1 rRNA gene is annotated in these 201 nt (G+C 45.8%); it reads right to left on the bottom strand.

Annotated elements, in window-relative coordinates:
• Window positions 1–107 (bottom strand): 5S ribosomal RNA (gene rrf, locus M3593_RS23915); the annotation flags it as partial.
• Between the last annotated feature and the right edge of the window lie 94 nt (window positions 108–201).

Raw genomic sequence — 201 nt, 5'->3', positions numbered from 1 at the left:
CGTCCTACTCTCACAGGGGGAAACCCCCAACTACCATCGGCGCTGAGAAGCTTAACTTCCGTGTTCGGTATGGGAACGGGTGTGACCTTCTCGCCATCGCCACCAGACTATTTGGTTTGAGGTTTTAGTTATTTTGCTACCGCAAAAAACTTTGTACCCTCAAAACTAGATAATGTTGTAAGAAGAAATCAAGAGAATCGA

Origin of the sequence: Mesobacillus sp. MER 48 (assembly GCF_023714225.1) — a bacterium.
Taxonomy (GTDB): domain Bacteria; phylum Bacillota; class Bacilli; order Bacillales; family Cytobacillaceae; genus Mesobacillus; species Mesobacillus oceanisediminis_A.
Note: the sequence above shows the minus strand (reverse complement) of the source record. Positions and strands in the feature narration are given on the sequence as shown.